This window comes from Bifidobacterium cuniculi, from assembly GCF_000741575.1.
In the GTDB taxonomy this organism is placed as follows: domain Bacteria; phylum Actinomycetota; class Actinomycetes; order Actinomycetales; family Bifidobacteriaceae; genus Bifidobacterium; species Bifidobacterium cuniculi.
Genome location: NZ_JGYV01000001.1, coordinates 432634 through 450080, shown reverse-complemented (window position 1 = coordinate 450080; position 17447 = coordinate 432634). Strand labels below are relative to the sequence as shown.

Sequence of the window (17447 nt, the reverse complement as noted above, 5' to 3'; positions counted from 1 at the left end):
GGCTGGGGCCTTCGTCATGCCGGGAGGACTCATGGCCAAGCGTCCCCACACCCGTGCCTTCGAACGACACAAGCAGGAATTCTTCGAGGCCGGCAAGCGCCTGGACGCCGAAGGCGACCCGGCCGCCGACTGCTGGATCTGCCACAAACGCATCGACTACTCGGTGCCGCCAAGCAGCAGCGACCAGTCCCACGAGCTCGACCACTACTATCCCTACTCGCTCTACCCCGAGCTGGTCGACGACCCAGCCAACTTCAGGCACAGCCACCGCCGATGCAACCGCGAGCGCGGCAATGGCCAGCCCAAGGCCGACCTGGGAGACGTGATACCAGCGTGGTGGTAACGGCGCGTCTGCACGCGCAAAAAAGATCAGCCAGCCAGCCTGCAAGCGTCTGCTGGCCGGGTAGGGGCGGTTGGATTTGCAGCAGGCCGCTTGCGGCCCAGTATCCGCGTGGGCAGCCTTCCTCCCTCCCCGACGCCGACTACCCCATCGCGCGCGAGACCGCCACAGGACCCTTGCGTGGAGCCACTTTTTCGGCCCCTGAAAGCCGCGTGTTTTTGATCATATTCGCTGCCGATCGGCACTATTCGAGAAGAGAGTCACATCAATGGATGATTTGCAGCTGGAACGTGTCCCGATTGATTCCCTGGTCCCGTACCATCGCAATCCACGGCGCGGCAACGTGGAAAAGATCGCGGAAAGCCTCAAGGAACGCGGCCAATACCGGCCCATCGTTGTCAACCGCGGCACCAAGACCGGCGTGGCCAACGAGATACTCGCCGGAAACCACACCTGGCAGGCAGCCAAGAGCCTGCAATGGGACAGCATACAGGTCACCTGGGTAGACGTGGACGCGGACGATGCAGCCCACATCGTCCTGGCCGACAACCGGCTCGCCGACCTGGGCGACTACGACACGGCGGCGCTCGCCGAGATCCTGCAGTCGGTCGCGGAGCCGACACTGGGCACCGGCTACAGCGACGAGGATATCGCCGAGATCCTCGCCGCAGTCGCTCCCAAGGAACTGCCGGGAGCTGACGCGGACGCAGTGCCGGAAACCCCCAAGACGCCCTTCACCAAGGTCGGACAGATATGGAAGCTCGGTGACAGCGTCCTCGTGGTCGGCTCCAGCACGGACAAGGAGCTCGTCACGAAGGCGGCCGGCATGATCGGTCAGCCCGGTTGCATCTGGACCGACCCTCCCTACGGCATCGCCTACGAGGGCAAGACGAAGGATACGCTCAGTATCCAGAACGACTTCACCATCGACAGGGCCATCGAGGTCACTACCGACGCATTCCGCATCGCCGCGCAGATCAGCCGCGAAGGATGCCCCTTCTACTGCGCCCACCCCGACTCGTATCGTGTGCGATTCCAGACCGCGCTCGAAAGCATCGGCTATCAGTGGCGCCAGACCCTGATCTGGGTGAAGAACACTGCCAGCCTGGCCCACAGCGACTACCAGAACCAGGTCGAACCGATCGGGTACGGATTCACGCCACACTCCAGCGGGGGGGGGCGTCTGGGCCGAGGCGGCCAGTGGTGGTACGGCGACGCAAAACAAACCACCGCGCAATGCTTCGACAAGCCAACCGCGAACCGGGAGCATCCCACGATGAAACCCGTTGAACTCATCCAAAGCATGCTCAAAAACTCCTGCCGGAAAGGCGGCATCGTCTACGACCCCTTCGGCGGGTCCGGATCCACCCTCATCGCAGCCACCGGCCTCGGCATGCGCTGCCTGACCGTGGAACTCGACCCCAAATACGCAGACGTCATCTGCCGGCGATACCAGGAATACACCGGAAGAATGCCGGAACTCGACGGCGTACCCCACGACTTCACCACCGACAAGGAGCAGTAGTCATGAGCGAGCAGACAGACGCGAAGGCCCTGAACCTCTTCCTCGCCGCCGTGCCTGTCAACCGCATCCGCGACCAGTTGGAAATGCGCTCAACCAGCAGCGTCCAAGCCGCCATCCAACGAGCCCTCAAAGCAGCCCAAGCCGGCAAAAACCCAGACAGCGCTCGCCGGATTGAAATCGAACGGCTTGACAGCCTCTACCGGCAGCTATACCCGGCCGCCCTGCAGGGTGACATGAAGGCCGTGGATGAATGCCTCAAGATCAGCGAGCAGCGGCTGCGGCTCATCGACGCGCCCACCAAGGCACAGGACGGGCTGCTGCAATCCTACGAACACACCGTCTCCGAACTCAAAGAACAGGGCGCTTTGGAAAAGCAGGACGAGGCACTGGTCCAATCGGGGCGGATGATCGCCGCACAGATTGATTACGCGGTAACGCACGGTACCGGGCAGGAAGTCACCAAGGCACTCTACCTCGTGCCACATCTCATGAATGTCCTCAACACGCTCGGTGCCACCCCGCAGGCACGCCAGCAGGTCCAGGACGTTGCCGGCCGGCAGCGCAAGCAGGCGGAACCTGTCGACGAGCTGGCTGAATTCCGAAGGAGGAAATTCGCCTCCGGATAGACAGGGAGGCCACCATGGTCAAGCTGTACGGCAAGACCGAGCCTCGCCTGTGGGTCAAACCGTTACGCGAGCTGACGCAGGAAACCACGCTCGGCTACGAGGTCATCGAATTCGCGCGCCTCATCCTCGGCGTCGAACTCTACCCCTGGCAGCAGTGGCTCCTGATCCATGCGCTCGAACTGCTCGACGACAACGTCACCTATCGCTTCCGCCGCGTCATCGTCCTGGTGGGACGCCAGAACGGCAAGACCGAACTGGCGAAGGTCCTGGCCGCCTGGTGGCTTTTCATGGACTCGGAACGCCACCCCGACCGTTTGCCTCCCATCCGCTTCAAGATCGTCGGCACCGCGCAGAACCTCGACATCGCCCGCGAACCATGGGCCGGCGTGAAGCTGTGGTGCGACAACGACCCTCCGACCGAGGAGGAAAAGCTCGCCGCTATCCCGGCCCTGCAGGCAGCCACCAGCAAGGTGTCCGACACGAACGGCGACGAGTACATCCGCACCAAGAGCCTCGCCAGGTACGAGATCCGTGCCGCGAAGAACGCGCGAGGCAAGCCCGCCGCCCGCGTCATCATGGACGAGCTGCGCGAACAAACCAAATGGGACGCGTGGAACGCCATGAGCCCCACCACGAAAAGCTTCTGGAACGGCCAACTGTGGGGCATCTCGAACGCCGGAGATTCCACCAGCGTCGTCTTGATCAAACAGCGTGAAGCCGCCCTGGAATTCATCGCGGACTGGGAGCGCAAGGTCGACGCCGGCCTCATGAGTCCCGCAGAATACGCCGCGCAGCACGACTGCAGCCTGGCGCTCTTCGAGTGGAGCGCCCCGGAGGAGTGCGCACCGGATGACGTCGACGCCATCCTGCAGTCCAACCCGTCCATCGGCTACGGCGCGCAGACCGTGGAGGTCGTCAAGAGCGACATCGCAGCCATGACCGACGCCGCCTACCGCACCGAGGACCTGTGCCAATGGGTCACCGCCCAGGTCGACAGCTACATCGACGTCAAGGACTGGGAGGCAACCATGGTCTCGGCCCTCGACGTGCGCATCCCCCACGGCGCCCGAACCGTGTGGGGCATCGACGTGTCAGTCGACCGCTCCCACACCTGGATCGCCGCCGCCGTCTACGACGACCAGGACCGACCAGTCGTCTCCCTACGCGAACACCGAAAAGGCCTCATGTGGGTACCCCAATACCTCAAGGCGCTGGCCGAGGAGAGCGGCATGTGGGAGGTTGCGGTCCAGTCCAAGGGATGCCCGGCCATGGAATTCATTCAACCGCTGCAGGAGATGGGCTTCCAGGTCCACGAGATCGACGGCAGTCATATCGGCCTGGCCACCGGGCGCCTGCGTGACCGAGTCAGGGAGAAACGTCTCATCCACGCGCCACAGCCGCTAGTTGACCAGGCCATCGAGGGCGGGGTCACCAAGGTCATCGCCGAAAACGAGGCGTGGGACCGCAGGCGCAGCATGGTCGACATCAGTGGCGTGGCTGCCATCACCGTCGCCCTCTACGGGCTCGAATGCTTCGAACCCGCGCAGCCGGAGACATCCGCATACGACGACCACGACCTCATAACTTTCTAGACCCTAAGGAGCCAGTATGTTCAGGCGCAGCAAGGATCCGCTCCGGCACTTCGTCAATAGCCGTGTCGTCATCGCGTCGGCCGGGCACACGTGGCGTGGCCTGCTCACCGGCTCCGACGGCACGTGGATCCTGCTCGAATCCGTCGAGTACGTCAACGAGTTCGGCGTCACCAGCCCGGCCGACGGTCAGCTCCTGCTGCGTGCCGACCGCGTCGAATACCTCCAAATCATCCCCCATAGGTTCTCGGAGGTGGTCTGATGGCTCGAGCGATTTTCCAGACCAACGGCGAGCTCGGAGCCTGGCTCGAGCAGGGCGAGGTCAACATCGTCGACCCACCCAGCAGCCTATGGGATTACGACCCGGACGCCTTCAACGCTGACGGCATCGAATCCCACCCCTTACGTGAGGTGACCGATTTCATCGCCACCCACATAGCGGCCCTGCCCATCAAACTATACAGGCGATTGCCGGACGGGAGCCGTGAGCGCGTCCGCGGTCACCCGCTGGCCGATCTGCTGCACGATCCGACCGGCAACCCGGCCATCCCCGCCTACGCCTTCTGGCTGTCCCTGATCATGGACGGCCTGCTCGCCGACCGATTCCTCGCCCTGCCCATCACAAAGCAGGACGGGACCGTGCACCTCAAGCGTATTCCCCCTCGCCGATGGAGTGTCGTGCATGACGACTTCGACGAGATTACCGGCATCCGTCTTCAAGTGCAGGGGCACACCGAGAAACTCAAGATTCACGAGACCTCCATGCTCCTATCGGTCGGCTACGCCTTCACTGGTGCCGGAGGCATGCCGAAGCGCAAACGCCTCAAGGCGATCCTCGACGAATACAAGGCGTCCATCGAATTTCGTAAGGCCGTCAATGAGCGCGGCCTTCAGGCACCGCTGGTGATCGAACGCGACAGGCCGTGGCCGAGTGAAACCTCAGCCGACCGCTTCCGCGCGTCCATGAGAGCCTTCGTGCACGGAGGGGCGGCTGCCGGCGGCGGCATGGTCCTCGAGGACGGCATGAAAGCCACACAGCTGGACGCTTTCAAACCCATCGACGTCGCCGACCTCGATGCCCGGGACAAGGTCAAGGTTGACGTGGCCAACGCCTACGGCATCCCGCCCGAGCTCGTCGGGATCCGTGAAGGCAACTTCTCCAACCTCGCCGCCTTCAAGCAGATGCTGTACGGCACCTACCTCGACCCGTACATCACCAGCTTCGAGCAGGCGCTCAACATGTGCCTGCTGCCGATGATGGCCTCCTACCACAAGGCGCTCTACATCGAGGTCGACCGCGACGGCCAGCTACGAGGCGACCCGGTCCAGCAGTACTCGGCGCTGTCCACGGCCACGGGCCGCCCCTTCCTGACCACCAACGAGGCGCGCGAACTGCTCAACCGCCCCAACCTTCCCGAAGGCGACGGCCTGGTCACCCCGCTCAACGTGCTCATCGGCGGGCAGACCAGCCCGCAGGACGGGCAGACCGAAAGCCGCGGCACCCCAACCGACGAACCTCCAGACATACAGGACGACGACGAAAGGAGTACGCCATGATCCTGACCAAGACCACACGGACACGATTCAAAACCAAGGAGCAGGACGAGGAGGACCCCAACGGGCCCTTGCAGTTCGACGGCTACGCCTCCGTCTTCGACAACGTCGACCTGGGCGGCGACCTGATCCGCAAGGGCGCCTTCGCTGAAACCCTCGCCAACCGCTACCCCGACGACGGAGCCGGCATTCCCGTCTACTGGGAGCATGATACCTCCGACCCATTCAAGAACCTCGGCGTGACAACCAAGGCAGTCGAGGACGAGCACGGCCTGCATGTCGAGGGCACCATCGACCGGTCCACCGACATGGGCCGGCAGGTCTCCAAGCTCCTCCAGGAGGGGCGCGTCCAGCAGATGAGCTTCGCCTACGAGATCACCGACGGCGCGTGGGTGGACGGCAAGAAAAACGAGGACGGCTCCTGGACTCCCGGCTACTACGAGTTGCGCGGCGTGGATCTCTTCGAGGTGTCCATCTGCCCCATCGGCATGAACCAGTCGACGGAAGTATCCGCGAAGAAATCGGTCCTCGGCCTGGGCCCACATGAAGAGCCCGAACGCCAGGAACCCGAACCAACCAAGAAATCTTGCCAGGACGCAACCCCGCGTCTTGACATGGCCGCTCGCCGGCTGAAACTGATCAACCTCTGAAAGGAAAAAGAGATATGAATCTCAAGCAGCAGCTCGCGGCCGCAGTCAAGGCAGCGCAGCAGATCATGGCCACCGCGCAGGCCGAGAACCGCGACCTGACCGACGAGGAAGCGAAGTCCTTCAACGGCTACGTCGCACAGGCCGAGGAACTCAAGGCCGCCATCGCACGCCTCGAGGAGGGCTCCAACAAACTCAAGAGCCTGGTCATCGACGACGAGCAGGTCGAGACCACCGAGGAAGAGAAGGTCGAGGTCAAGCGCCTGTCCGACCGCTTCATCCACGGCGCCGCCTACAAGGGCTACCAGGAGCTCGTCAAGAAGGACCTCGCCCCGCAGGACATCCGCCTGGGCAAGACCCGCCTTGGCTCCCTCGAGGACTTCTACGCCGCGAAGGCCGGCACCGCGCTCACCAGCGAGCTCGTGCACGAGCAGCCGCAGCGCCTGCCCATGATCGACCTGGTCGACAGGCCCGACATCACCCTCCTCGACGTCATCAGCCGCGGCCGCATCACCGCCGAATCCATCGAGTACCTGCAGATCACCTCCGTGACCCGCAACACCGCCCAGGTGCCGGAAAACACCGGCGACGACGACACCGACGTGCAGAAACCACAGTCCACCTTCGGCACCGAACTGGCGACCGCCACCGTCTACGACTACGCGGACGGCTACACGGTGACCAACAAGATGCTGCGCGACTCCGCGGTGCTCGCCACCTTCCTGGACACCGAATTCCGCTATTCCTTCGACCTGAAGCTGGCCGACATCCTGCTCAACGGCACCGGCACGAACGGGCAGCCCAAGGGCCTGCTGAACACCACCGGCGTGCAGGCCGGCGAGTACACCAAGGGTGGCGACGAGGCCATGAACCTCGTCAAGGCCATCCGCCAGTCCCTGACCAAGCTCAAGCACGTGGGCGCCTCCGCGAACGCGATCCTGCTCAACCCCGCGGACGCGGAGAAGATCGACCTCATGCAGGACTCCAACCAGCGCTTCTTCGGCAACGGCCCCTTCGCTCTCGGCCCGTCCACAGTGTGGGGACGCCCCCTGGTCGAGTCCGAGCAGGTCGGCGAGGGCAAGGTCATCGTCGGTGACTTCAAGCAGCTCGCCCTGCTCGACCGTACCGGCCTGAGCATCGACGTTTTCAACCAGCACAAGGACTACGCGTCCCGAAACCTGGTGTACGTGCGCGCCGAGCTGGCAGCCGCCCAGGTCATCTGGAGGCCGAGCAACTTCGTGGTCCTCGAGGGCAAGGCGGGCGCATGATCAGGAGCGTGACCATGCGCATCATCGACGGTATCCGCTACCGGCCCGAGGACGCGCCCGAAACAATCGACCCTGCACCCATCCTCCAACCGGAGCCGGAGGAAGTGGCCGGTGCCGAGCCGCAGGAGGATGCGGAGGCGGATCTCGCCAAGGTCGCCCCGTCGGTCGCGGCCGCCGCGAAACGCAAACCGAAAGCCAGCAAGGCCAAGTAAGCGAAGGGGCTGTCATGACCATCCCCGACATGGACGACGGGCACAAGGTCGACGAGACATGGTGGCGGAAGGCCGCGCAGGCGACCATCCGCCGCTACTGCGGCTGGCACGTCGCCCCCTCGATCGAGCAGACACTGCGATTGGACTCCTACGGCGGCCGACGCCTGCTCCTGCCATCCAAGCATGTCACGGCAGTGGCCTCCGTCGTCGCCGACGGCGTGGACATCACCGCCCGCACCCACTGGTCACAGGCCGGCATCCTGCAGACCGACGCCGGCACCCTCCTGCCGGACATGCCCGGCGGCGTGCAGGTGACCCTCACCCACGGCTACGAGCCGGAGGAGGCACCGGACGTGATCATGCTCCTGGAAACCATCGCCCGCAGGGCGCGCGCCCAGGGGCTGATCGCCAGCCAGTCGGTCAACGGCGCCTCCGTGTCCTACCTGACCGCCGGCGGCGCCCCACTGTCCATTCCCCTGCTGGGTATCGAGCAGCAGCTGCTTGACCCGTACCGGCTCAACTGGGGCGTGGTCGGATGAGCAGCGTCTTCACAACCGACATCGTCTTCCCGATGCCGGCGACCACCGCCTGGGTGCGGCTGCGCGCCACCCGCGCCGCACCGAACCCGTACAACCCGGCCGCGCCCGGATCCGATTGGAGTGCGCCGGAGGAGCTCGCCTTCAACGGCTTCCTGGCATCCTCGTCGAGCACGGTGACCGTCAACACGCTGGACCGGACCGTGACCAGCCGGGCGGTGATGACCATCCCCGACCCGGACACCGACATCCGTGTCGGCGACCGGGTACGCGCCGACCCGGACGACGGGCGCCGCTGGGCGGTCACCGGCATCCCCTCCCATGACACCAACCCATTCACCGGGTGGCGTCCCACATTGGAGGTCGACCTCGAGGAGGTGAGAGGCTAATGGGCAGGCAGGCAAAAGTCACGATCGAGTTCGACGAGGGCTTCTTCGACGAGGTCCTCAACTCCGCGCAGGTGCGCGCCCTGGTCGACCTGGCCGCCGAGCGCGTGGTCGCACAGGCGAAGGCCACCGCCCCGGTACGCACCGGCGCCTACCGCGACTCCATCCACGTGCAGCACACGCAGGCCGCCCACCGGCAGGTCGCGGAAGTCGTCGCCGACGTGCCCTACGGCATCTTCGTCGAGTCCCGCACCGGCAACCTCGCCAGGGCTGCGAAGGCGGCGAAGATATGAGCCGCGTCATTCCACCGGACGTGGCCCTGTGGGCCACCGAACGGTTGCGCGGCGAACTGGCAGGACAGTACCCCGGCCTGCAGGTCGACATCCGCGTGCCTGCAGGCTACCGGGGCGACTGGCCGCTGATCGTCATCCGTGACGACGGAGGCGGCCAGGAGGGGCCGCTGCTCTTCGACAGGTCCTTGGGCGTCACCGTCCACTACGGCCCTATCGACGACCCCTACCCGTCCCGGCAGCTCGCCGCAGCCGTCTACTCGTCCCTGACCGACACGTCCATCCCCTACGAGTCTGGGCCGGTCGCCTCCATCACATCCGACGGCTGCAACGGCCCCTACCCGGTCACCGGGCAGGACCTTGACGCCGCCTGGTACATGACCGTCGAATACCAGGCGGTCGGCACCATCCAACCTCAGCAAGGAGCAAACAATGACTGATACCAAGGAAACCGCACAGGCCAAGGCGGCATCCCCCGCCGCGTCCACCAGGGACTCGCGTGGCAATGACCTCAAGAGCGTCGAGATTCCCATCGGCGGCGCGATCTCCCTGACCACCTACGACACGGCGAACGCCATCAAGCCGGAGGCCATGGCCGAGACGAAGAAAACCGTCACCCTGCCCGACGCATACAACGCCGACTCCTACGTCGGCCTGATCACGTCCGACGGTGGCCCGCAGGACGGCCGTGACGGCGGCGACGCCGTCACCTTCTACCAGTCTGGCTACACCATCTCCGGCTCCTCCACCTTGACCACGACCTTCACCGTCGCCGAAAACAACCGCCTGGTGCGGCGCGTGACCCTGGGCGAGCCGGACGCCAACGGCGTCTACGCGGTCGACGACATCATCCAGGACGAAAAATGGTGCGCGTACCAGGAGGAGACCCTCAAGGACGGCCGTATCCGCCGCCGCGCCGGCGTCGTGCAGATCACCGGCAACGAACCGGCGCAGTCAACCAATGGCGAGGTCAAGGGCACCGCTTTGACAGCCACCTGGGTGGAGGACGACATGTATTCCGGCCACAAGTACATCGAGTCGATCTACGACCCGCGCGTGACGCCTTCCACAGGCGACTGACCAGACTTCGCCGACCGCCCTTGTCTCTTGTCCCTTCTTCGCAGGGGCAGGCGGCGAACCACCGGGGTGGCCGGGGAAAGGCTCTCGCCCCGACCACCCACCCCATCTTTTGAGAGCCGCCATTCATAGGAGAGCATCATGACAGACAAGACAGTCGCGCCCACCCTCGACGACTTCGACAACTGGGGCGAGGAGGACGATGCGAAGGCCTACGCGGCCATCGCCGGTAATTTCCGCGTCAAGCACGTCATCAAGGGCGACACCTGGTGGGCCTTGACCCCCGCCGGCAACATCTACAGGCTTCCCCTCGCCCTGAGCTACAAGAGCTTCCAGAAGCTGTCCGAGCTGGAGGACGTCGGAGACCAGCTCGACACCGTGACCGACCTGCTCGAAACCTTCGCCGGCAAGGACCAGGCGGCACGAATCGAGACCGAACCCGTCCAGGTCGTCATCAACCTGGTCACCGACTACGGCGCCGCCATCGCGGACGCGCAGGGAGCATCGGTGGGAAAATCAGCGGATTCGCCGGCCTCCTGACCGCTCACGAGACCGCGATCCGCGCCGACATGGCCGCCCTCGGCTGGAGCGTGCAACACGATCTCGGCAGCCGCCTGCCAGTCGCGGACGCCATCGCACTGCTGCAACGCATCGCCCGCGACCCGGCCAGCATGCTCGCCGAGGAACTCAAAAACAATAGCGCACAAATCAAGGAAAGCGAACGCCGCCGGCAGCTCGCGGCCAGCGCCGAGCACATGAGCGGTCCCTTCGCACATCTATTCCGATAACCGACAGGACGGGGAGGTACATCGATGGCAGGCAACCAGGTAGGCAAGGCAACCCTCCCAGTTTTTCCCGTCATGACCGGCTTCCGTGCCGCTGTCACCAAGGAAGCGCAGGCAGCCGGCCAGGCCGGCTCCAACGCTTTCGGCCGCGGCTTCAAATCTGCCGGTGCGAAGGCCGGCAAGGACCTCAAGGCAGGCTTCCAGCAGGCCACGGCGGCGATGACCGAGGACGTGCTCAAACGCTATCAGTCGGACGTCGCCAAGGCCACACACGCCAACGCCAACGCGCTGCTCGAGCAGAAGGCCGCCGCCAACCAGGTGCAGGCAGCCGAGGAAAAACTCGGACAAGCCATCGCCAAACGTGACACCGCCACCGCGAAAGTCCAGGCCGCACAGGACGCCCTCAACCAGGCCATAGCCGAGCACGGGCAGAACAGTGCCGAAGCGAAGGCCGCGCAGGAAGCACTCAACAAGGCGCAGGCCGAGCAGGCCAACGCGGCCACCGCGGCGGAAGCCGCGCAGATCCGCCTCGACAAGGCCAACCTCAAGCTCGAAGCATCCACCGAGAAGGCGACCGCAGCCGCGACCCGACTCAAGGACGCGCAGAAGGCCCTGGCCAACGCGCAAGGCACCCTCGCCTCCGGCAGCAACAAGGCCGCCGCTTCCGTGGCCGGCGCGTGGAAGAACCTGGGCAAGACCATCCTCTCCCCCGTCTCCGGCACACTCGACAAGCTGCATGCCAAGACCACGACGGTGGCCGGCAACATCAAGACCCGCCTGACCGGCATCGCATCCCCCGTCACCACTGCCTTCAAATCCTTGGGCAATGGCGTCACCACGACCTTCCAGAGCCTCGGCTCCGCCGCAACCGGATTGTGGAACAGGATTCCAGCCGGCGCCCGCGGCGCCCTGAGCGCTACCGGCGGCTACCTAAGGAACGTTGCTACCGCCGGCAGCCAAGCTTTCAGCGCACTCGGCCAGGCCGCCTCCGGTCCCCTGGGCCGTATCGGAAGCATGGCCAAGGAGACGGCCAGTGCCATAGGCACCCATATCCGTGACGGAGCCTCCCGCGCCAAGGAGGCCCTGCAGAACATAGCGACCGTGTCCATGGCAGCACTGGCCGCCGGCGTGGCAGCCGTGGGCGCCAAGCTCGTCGACGTCGGCAAACAAGCCTTCAGCCTGTACGCGTCCTACGAGCAGGCCGTCGGCGGCATCGACGCGCTCTTCAAGGGCGCATCCTCCACGGTGCAGAAATACGCCGCCCAAGCCTACAAGACCGCCGGCGTGAGCGCGAACACGTACATGGAGCAGATCACGAGCTTCTCCGCGTCCCTGATCTCCAGCCTGGGCGGCGACACCGCCAAGGCCGCCGAAATGGGCAACATGGCCATGATCGACATGTCGGACAACGCCAACAAAATGGGCACGTCGATTGAATCCATCCAGCAGACCTACCAGAGCCTGGCGCGAGGCAATTACGCCATGCTCGACAACCTCAAGCTCGGCTATGGCGGCACCAAGACCGAGATGGAGAGGATGATCTCCGACGCCAACAAGGTCAAGGCCGCCAACGGCGAGATGGCCAACCTGAGCATCGACTCCTTCGCGGACGTGGTCGAGGCTATCCACACCGTCCAGTCCGAGATGGACATCACCGGCACCACCGCCAAGGAAGCCGCCACCACCATCAAAGGATCCACGAACGCCATGAAGGCCGCGTGGGAGAACTGGCTGACCGCTCTCGGCCGTGACGACGTGGACATGGATGCCATGACCAAGGAACTGGTCGACTCCATCGCCACCATGCTGCAAAACGCGCTGCCTCGCATCAAACAGATCGCGTCCAGCATGGTCAAGGCCATCCCCGACGCCTTCAAGGGCCTGGTTACGCTCCTGCCCGAGCCATTCCAGAAGGCCCTCGACAAGATCGGCGACATCGCATCCAACGCCAAGGGCATCCTCGCCCCACTGGCCGCAGCCTTCGCCGCACTCGGAGCCGGAGGCCTCGGAAGCGTTTTAAGTACCATACCAGTCCTCAAAAACCTCGCCGGGCCATTACGGGCGCTCGCGAGCCCAGTCGGTTTATTGACCGCGGCCATCGGTGCCCTAGTGGCGACGAGCCCGAAGCTGCAGGGCGAGTTTGCCGCTAGCTTCAAGCTCATCGGCCGCACCGTCGAGCAGGTCGGCAAGCAGCTCGAGCCGATCATCGAAGGCCTGGGCGGCGCCATCACGGACACCATCGACGCGATCATGCCGGCCATCACCGACATGGTCGCACAGCTCGCCCCGGTCATCACCGCCATCCTGCAGGTCCTGGCCGAGCAGGCGCCGAGCATCATGGCGACCATCTCCACCGCCATCCAGGCGATGCTGCCGTCCATCCAGCAGGTCGTCACCGTCCTGGCGCAGGCCGTGACCAACGTACTGCCGATGATCAGCCAGATCATCACCGCGATGATGCCGGTCATCACGCAGGTCATCAACGCGCTCATCCCCCTGGTGCCGAGCATCCTCACCCCGATCATGACGGTGATCACGGCACTCATCCCGGTCATTGAGCAGATCATCGCAGCGCTCACTCCGATCATCCAGCAGGTCCTGCCTGTCATCGGCTCGGCCATCGAGTCCATCATCACCGCGATCATGCCACTCATCGACACGATCCTGCCGATGATCTCCAATCTGGTCACCGAGCTGGCGCCGGTCGTGACGACCGTGATCGAGACGATCAGCTCCGCCGTGCAGGCACTCCTGCCCGTGGCCGAGGACGTCATCACCACGGTGGCCGGCTTCATCACCGACGTCATCGTCCCCGTCGTCCAAGGCCTCCTGCCCGTCGTCCAGTCCGTCATCGACACCATCAGCAGCATCGTAAAGAACGTGGCCACGGTAATCGGCGGCGTGGTCGACGTGATCGCCGGCATCTTCAGCGGCGACTGGAACCGTGTCTGGGAGGGCATGAAGAAAATCGTCAAGGGCGCGTTCGACGGCGTGAAAAGCATCTTCACCGGCGCGATCGACATCGGCAAGAATTTCATCCAGGGCATCTGGAACGGCATCTCGAACCTCGGCGGCTGGATCAAGGACAAGATCTCCGGCTTCTGCGGCGGCATCGTGGACAACATCAAGGGATTTTTCGGCATCAACTCCCCGTCCAAGCTCATGCGTGACCAAGTCGGAAAATACCTGACCGAAGGCATCGGAGTGGGCATCCTGGGCGGCGAAACCAAGCTGTACGGGCAAATCGACCAGCTCGGCCGTGACGTCCTCAACCGCGCCACCAGCGCCTTGGACCTGGGCGACGCCACCATCGACCTGGGCGTCGGCCGCCTCCCGGCCGGATACCGCGCCTACCCCAACGGTTACACCGACAACTCCAGGCAGCTGGTGCAGAACTTCTCCACGACGGTGGTACGCTCCGACGACGACCTCTACGCCGCCAGCTCCATCCTGTACCGCAATGCTATCCATGAGGGGAGCGTGATCCGGTGAACATCTTCGCGGAACTGACCGCCGGCGACACCACCTTCCGCCTGGAAGGCACGCAACCGCCGGACGGTGACCGGCACGACAGTTATCTCATGATCACGTCGCAAGGCATCGACGGCTTCTACTCGACCCCGACCGTGAAGACGTCGCTGACCGAGCGCGGCCAGGGCGACGGCGCGAACCAGGTCAGCGAGGACAACATCCTCTACGCGGCTCGTACCGTCACCATCAACGCGGCCGCCGTCGGCCGCGACCGCGAAAACGTGCTCGCCGCGCTCGGTCAAGCGTTGAGCGGAGTGCACCGACTGTGTCGCATGACCTTGCATGACGAGGCACAGACGACCTATGTGACCGGCTACGCGACCGTCACGTCCTCTGCGGAATGGCGCAAGCGACTCCTGCCGGTCACCATCACGCTCGTCTGCCCGCAGCCGGAACGGCTCAGCGTGGACGAGCAGCGCATCCAGCTGGTCTGTACCCCCGCGAACCAGGGCGGCGGCCTGTCCTACAACCCCGTCGGCCTGCTCACCTGGTGGGAGGGAGAACCGAACAATTCCGTGAGCGTGCTCGCGGAAACCCTCGACGGGGATACGGGACTGCGCTACCCGCTGACATATGACCTGCCAGATGAGGACGATGTGGCCGTGTCCAACACCGGCATCCTCGAAAACAACGGCACGTCGCGCGCCTACCCGACCTTCGACATCTACGGGCCCTTCCCGGAGGGCTTCGAGATCGTCTGCTCGGACGGATCCATACTCTCCTCGACCGCGGCGATCCCGCAGGGCTCCGTCCTGACCCTCGACTCGAGGTCCCGCACCGCCGTGATGAACGGCTCGAACGTGTCCGAACTGCTCGTGTCCCGAGGATTCCCTGAGGTACCGCCGGCGTCGAGTCTGCAGGTCAGCGTGCCCACCGCCGCCGACGGCTGGGTGGAAGCCGCCGTGCATGACACCTACATGTAGAAGGAGAATATTATGACGACAGCTCTTGGCGTTCCCGCCGTGGACAATAAGGGGTGTGATGCGCTCACGCACCGGCGTATTATCGGCGCGGAATGGCGCACCACCGGCATCCTCGAGGGCCTGGACGTGTCCGGCACCGCCGGCCTGCAATACAAGGTCGACGCCGGCACGGCCGTCGTGGCCCGCTCCGACTCGGACGGTAAGATGCTCGCCCGCTACGAGGGTGGCACCGTGGACACCGTCGCCGGCGACGCCTCCAACCCGCGCATCGATGCCATCTGGATTGCCTCCCACAACAGCCACCAGTACACGGATGACCCGGACAACCAGGTCTATGTCGGTGTCACCCGGGGCACTCCGGCCGCGAGCCCTGCCAAGCCGACCATCCCCGAGTATGCGACCCTCCTGCGGTACATGACGGTGCCGGCTGCCGCAGCAAGCACCCAGGGCGCCACGCGCACAGACGGCGTCGAGTATGCTTTGCACTACGCGTCCAACGGGCAGCGGCTCGGCGGCTACTACGACCGGCGCTCTTTCACCATCTCCAACAAGGAGAGCAATAAGGGCGTCTTCTGCCGTGTGCCGATTTTCATCCCCACCGATCGCTACATCCGCTTCGACATGAGCATCAACTTCTCCGCGACCGGATCCAAGGGCGCGTTGGACTTCTCCAAGTACACGGAACTGCGTGTCGCTTTCCGTATCGATGGCGCGATCAAGGGGCCGACGCGGAACCTGACCGGCTACGGCGCCTGGGACTCGCGCCAATTGAACTTCACCACGATCTGCGGGCGCGGCAATCACACGTGCGACATGGTCATCTGGATCGGAAACGGCCAGAACGCCGACGTCCACGGCACTTCCAGCCTCGAAGGCCTCGAACTGGAGATCTACGACAACGGCAACGACCAATGAATCGAGGAGGCGGCTATGAGCTGGGTGGCGTACCTCATGGACACCATGAGCGGGCAACTGCTCGACCCCATCGACATCCCCAATGTCTCCTGGAACATCGATGTCGGCGACAGCACCCTTACCACGACCAAGGACAAGGGTGTCGGCGCGCAGGACACCACGGGCCTGACCCTGCCGTGGGACTCGGTGCCAGGCCGCACCTGGGCAGACAAGCGCCGCGCCGTCGCCACCCTGAAAAACGGCATCGCGTGGATCTGGCGCGACCAGCTCACCCCAAAAAACAAGCTTGGAACCGTCAAGGTCGGCGGCGCCATCGGCACCCGCCGCGACACGAGCCAGGACACCAGCTTCAGCCTCCTGAGCCCCATGAACATCCTCTCTCAGAGATACATGCTGCGAGAGGGGGTGTACGGGCGCGGCACCCACAACACAAGCCCGGACACGATCCGTCTGACCGGCCGCTCCTACCGGGCCATCGCCGCGGAGGTCATCCGCCAATGCACCGAAGCGAAACCCGGCGGCGCCCTGCCCATCGACCTCAACTACCTCGACGAAAAGGGCAGCCGGACGCGAGAGTACGAGGCGTGGAACGTACAGAACCAGACCGGCTCCGGGATCCTCGAGAAGCTCGCCAACATCGAAAACGGGCCCGACATGCAATTCCGACCATACCTGACCGACGACCAGACCCACGTGCGCTACGCATTCCTGGCCGGAAGCGACTCGACCATCTATCTGGGCGAGAACATCCTGCACCACGTGTCCTACCATCCCCACGGCGGCAACCTGCAGAACATCACCGTCGACCACCTCAGCCCCATACAGCGCGTCTACTCATCCGGCGCCGGCCAGGACAAGGCACAGACCACAGCCCTGGCCGAAAACCTCGACCTGGTCACCAACCGGGACCCGTGGCCACTGCTCGAGATGACCTACGCTGACGCCGACACCGACAACGCCACCGTCCTCAAGGCCCACGCGCAGGCAGTCCTCGAAGCCAACCGGCACCACCTCATCCAGATCCAGGGCGAAGTCCACGCCAACCACACGGACACTGCCGGCAATCTCACCCTCCCCCTCGCCACCCTCTGGCCAGGAGAACTCTTCAGCATCGATGTCACCGGGCATCCGGCACTGCCCGACGGCGAATACCACACACGCCTCATGCAAATGAGCGGCGACACAACCGACAAGATCACCCTCGTCTTCGACACCATGCGGGACCCGGAAACCTAGACCCTTT

The 17447-nt window shown here is 64.6% G+C and carries 20 protein-coding genes; all 20 read left to right on the top strand.

Annotation, left to right across the window (positions count from 1 at the left end; translation table 11 throughout):
- Positions 1–31: 31 nt before the first annotated feature.
- The 20 genes from BCUN_RS01990 to BCUN_RS01895 all read left to right on the top strand — a co-directional run bounded on the left by BCUN_RS01990 (position 32) and on the right by BCUN_RS01895 (position 17440).
- The gene (locus BCUN_RS01990; protein WP_033516292.1) at positions 32–343 is read left to right on the top strand and encodes an HNH endonuclease; all 312 of its coding nucleotides are present in this window, start codon (positions 32–34) and stop codon (positions 341–343) included.
- A 265-nt stretch (positions 344–608) separates the two neighbouring features.
- Positions 609–1865 (top strand): DNA modification methylase, encoded by a 1257-nt coding sequence (locus BCUN_RS01985; RefSeq protein ID WP_033516293.1) that lies wholly within the window; start codon positions 609–611, stop codon positions 1863–1865.
- A 2-nt stretch (positions 1866–1867) separates the two neighbouring features.
- Positions 1868–2491, top strand: coding sequence for a terminase small subunit (locus BCUN_RS01980; protein ID WP_033516294.1), 624 nt, complete (start codon positions 1868–1870; stop codon positions 2489–2491).
- 14 nt (positions 2492–2505) lie between these two features.
- The gene (locus tag BCUN_RS01975; RefSeq protein ID WP_033516295.1) at positions 2506–4083 is read left to right on the top strand and encodes a hypothetical protein; all 1578 of its coding nucleotides are present in this window, start codon (positions 2506–2508) and stop codon (positions 4081–4083) included.
- Positions 4084–4099: 16 nt separating this feature from the next.
- Positions 4100–4342, top strand: coding sequence for a hypothetical protein (locus tag BCUN_RS01970; protein WP_033516296.1), 243 nt, complete (start codon positions 4100–4102; stop codon positions 4340–4342).
- Positions 4342–5637, top strand: coding sequence for a phage portal protein (locus BCUN_RS01965; RefSeq protein ID WP_051920489.1), 1296 nt, complete (start codon positions 4342–4344; stop codon positions 5635–5637). The genes BCUN_RS01970 and BCUN_RS01965 overlap by 1 nt, the downstream gene beginning before the upstream one ends.
- Complete coding sequence (locus BCUN_RS01960; protein ID WP_051920487.1) at positions 5634–6284, top strand: HK97 family phage prohead protease; 651 nt, start codon at positions 5634–5636, stop codon at positions 6282–6284. The genes BCUN_RS01965 and BCUN_RS01960 overlap by 4 nt, the downstream gene beginning before the upstream one ends.
- Positions 6285–6298: 14 nt before the next feature.
- Complete coding sequence (locus BCUN_RS01955) at positions 6299–7549, top strand: phage major capsid protein (protein ID WP_033516297.1); 1251 nt, start codon at positions 6299–6301, stop codon at positions 7547–7549.
- Positions 7546–7761, top strand: coding sequence for a hypothetical protein (locus BCUN_RS01950; protein ID WP_033516298.1), 216 nt, complete (start codon positions 7546–7548; stop codon positions 7759–7761). Before BCUN_RS01955 ends, BCUN_RS01950 begins: the two co-directional genes overlap by 4 nt.
- 14 nt (positions 7762–7775) lie before the next feature.
- Entirely contained in the window at positions 7776–8300 is a 525-nt protein-coding gene (locus tag BCUN_RS01945) for a hypothetical protein (RefSeq protein WP_033516299.1), read from the top strand.
- The gene (locus BCUN_RS01940) at positions 8297–8686 is read left to right on the top strand and encodes a hypothetical protein (protein ID WP_033516300.1); all 390 of its coding nucleotides are present in this window, start codon (positions 8297–8299) and stop codon (positions 8684–8686) included. Before BCUN_RS01945 ends, BCUN_RS01940 begins: the two co-directional genes overlap by 4 nt.
- Positions 8686–8976: an HK97 gp10 family phage protein gene (locus tag BCUN_RS01935; RefSeq protein ID WP_033516301.1), complete on the top strand. Its 291-nt coding sequence runs from the start codon at positions 8686–8688 to the stop codon at positions 8974–8976. The genes BCUN_RS01940 and BCUN_RS01935 overlap by 1 nt, the downstream gene beginning before the upstream one ends.
- Positions 8973–9413, top strand: a complete 441-nt coding sequence (locus BCUN_RS01930; protein WP_051920485.1) for a hypothetical protein — start codon at positions 8973–8975, stop codon at positions 9411–9413. The genes BCUN_RS01935 and BCUN_RS01930 overlap by 4 nt, the downstream gene beginning before the upstream one ends.
- Positions 9406–10053 carry a hypothetical protein gene (locus BCUN_RS01925; protein ID WP_051920484.1) on the top strand — a complete coding sequence of 216 codons (648 nt, stop codon included), beginning with the start codon at positions 9406–9408 and terminating at the stop codon, positions 10051–10053. The genes BCUN_RS01930 and BCUN_RS01925 overlap by 8 nt, the downstream gene beginning before the upstream one ends.
- Before the next feature lie 138 nt (positions 10054–10191).
- Positions 10192–10590: a hypothetical protein gene (locus tag BCUN_RS01920; RefSeq protein WP_033516302.1), complete on the top strand. Its 399-nt coding sequence runs from the start codon at positions 10192–10194 to the stop codon at positions 10588–10590.
- Between the two features lie 29 nt (positions 10591–10619).
- Complete coding sequence (locus BCUN_RS01915; protein ID WP_033516303.1) at positions 10620–10838, top strand: hypothetical protein; 219 nt, start codon at positions 10620–10622, stop codon at positions 10836–10838.
- Between the two features lie 24 nt (positions 10839–10862).
- Positions 10863–14327, top strand: a complete 3465-nt coding sequence (locus tag BCUN_RS01910) for a hypothetical protein (protein WP_152598106.1) — start codon at positions 10863–10865, stop codon at positions 14325–14327.
- Positions 14324–15289, top strand: coding sequence for a phage tail family protein (locus tag BCUN_RS01905; RefSeq protein WP_051920480.1), 966 nt, complete (start codon positions 14324–14326; stop codon positions 15287–15289). Before BCUN_RS01910 ends, BCUN_RS01905 begins: the two co-directional genes overlap by 4 nt.
- Positions 15290–15301: 12 nt before the next feature.
- Positions 15302–16204 (top strand): hypothetical protein, encoded by a 903-nt coding sequence (locus BCUN_RS11245; protein ID WP_152598107.1) that lies wholly within the window; start codon positions 15302–15304, stop codon positions 16202–16204.
- Between the two features lie 15 nt (positions 16205–16219).
- Complete coding sequence (locus BCUN_RS01895; protein ID WP_033516304.1) at positions 16220–17440, top strand: hypothetical protein; 1221 nt, start codon at positions 16220–16222, stop codon at positions 17438–17440.
- The last annotated feature ends 7 nt before the right edge of the window (positions 17441–17447 follow it).

Excerpts from the sequence above, each read along its gene's own strand:
- BCUN_RS01970 (WP_033516296.1), top strand. The coding sequence starts at position 4,100 with ATGTTCAGGCGCAGCAAGGATCCGCTCCGGCACTTCGTCAATAGCCGT.
- BCUN_RS01980 (WP_033516294.1), top strand. The coding sequence starts at position 1,868 with ATGAGCGAGCAGACAGACGCGAAGGCCCTGAACCTCTTCCTCGCCGCC.
- BCUN_RS01960 (WP_051920487.1), top strand. The coding sequence starts at position 5,634 with ATGATCCTGACCAAGACCACACGGACACGATTCAAAACCAAGGAGCAG.
- BCUN_RS11245 (WP_152598107.1), top strand. The coding sequence starts at position 15,302 with ATGACGACAGCTCTTGGCGTTCCCGCCGTGGACAATAAGGGGTGTGAT.
- BCUN_RS01920 (WP_033516302.1), top strand. The coding sequence starts at position 10,192 with ATGACAGACAAGACAGTCGCGCCCACCCTCGACGACTTCGACAACTGG.
- BCUN_RS01935 (WP_033516301.1), top strand. The coding sequence starts at position 8,686 with ATGGGCAGGCAGGCAAAAGTCACGATCGAGTTCGACGAGGGCTTCTTC.
- BCUN_RS01925 (WP_051920484.1), top strand. The coding sequence starts at position 9,406 with ATGACTGATACCAAGGAAACCGCACAGGCCAAGGCGGCATCCCCCGCC.
- BCUN_RS01945 (WP_033516299.1), top strand. The coding sequence starts at position 7,776 with ATGACCATCCCCGACATGGACGACGGGCACAAGGTCGACGAGACATGG.
- BCUN_RS01985 (WP_033516293.1), top strand. The coding sequence starts at position 609 with ATGGATGATTTGCAGCTGGAACGTGTCCCGATTGATTCCCTGGTCCCG.
- BCUN_RS01955 (WP_033516297.1), top strand. The coding sequence starts at position 6,299 with ATGAATCTCAAGCAGCAGCTCGCGGCCGCAGTCAAGGCAGCGCAGCAG.
- BCUN_RS01990 (WP_033516292.1), top strand. The coding sequence starts at position 32 with ATGGCCAAGCGTCCCCACACCCGTGCCTTCGAACGACACAAGCAGGAA.
- BCUN_RS01975 (WP_033516295.1), top strand. The coding sequence starts at position 2,506 with ATGGTCAAGCTGTACGGCAAGACCGAGCCTCGCCTGTGGGTCAAACCG.
- BCUN_RS01895 (WP_033516304.1), top strand. The coding sequence starts at position 16,220 with ATGAGCTGGGTGGCGTACCTCATGGACACCATGAGCGGGCAACTGCTC.
- BCUN_RS01915 (WP_033516303.1), top strand. The coding sequence starts at position 10,620 with ATGGCCGCCCTCGGCTGGAGCGTGCAACACGATCTCGGCAGCCGCCTG.
- BCUN_RS01930 (WP_051920485.1), top strand. The coding sequence starts at position 8,973 with ATGAGCCGCGTCATTCCACCGGACGTGGCCCTGTGGGCCACCGAACGG.
- BCUN_RS01910 (WP_152598106.1), top strand. The coding sequence starts at position 10,863 with ATGGCAGGCAACCAGGTAGGCAAGGCAACCCTCCCAGTTTTTCCCGTC.
- BCUN_RS01950 (WP_033516298.1), top strand. The coding sequence starts at position 7,546 with ATGATCAGGAGCGTGACCATGCGCATCATCGACGGTATCCGCTACCGG.
- BCUN_RS01965 (WP_051920489.1), top strand. The coding sequence starts at position 4,342 with ATGGCTCGAGCGATTTTCCAGACCAACGGCGAGCTCGGAGCCTGGCTC.
- BCUN_RS01940 (WP_033516300.1), top strand. The coding sequence starts at position 8,297 with ATGAGCAGCGTCTTCACAACCGACATCGTCTTCCCGATGCCGGCGACC.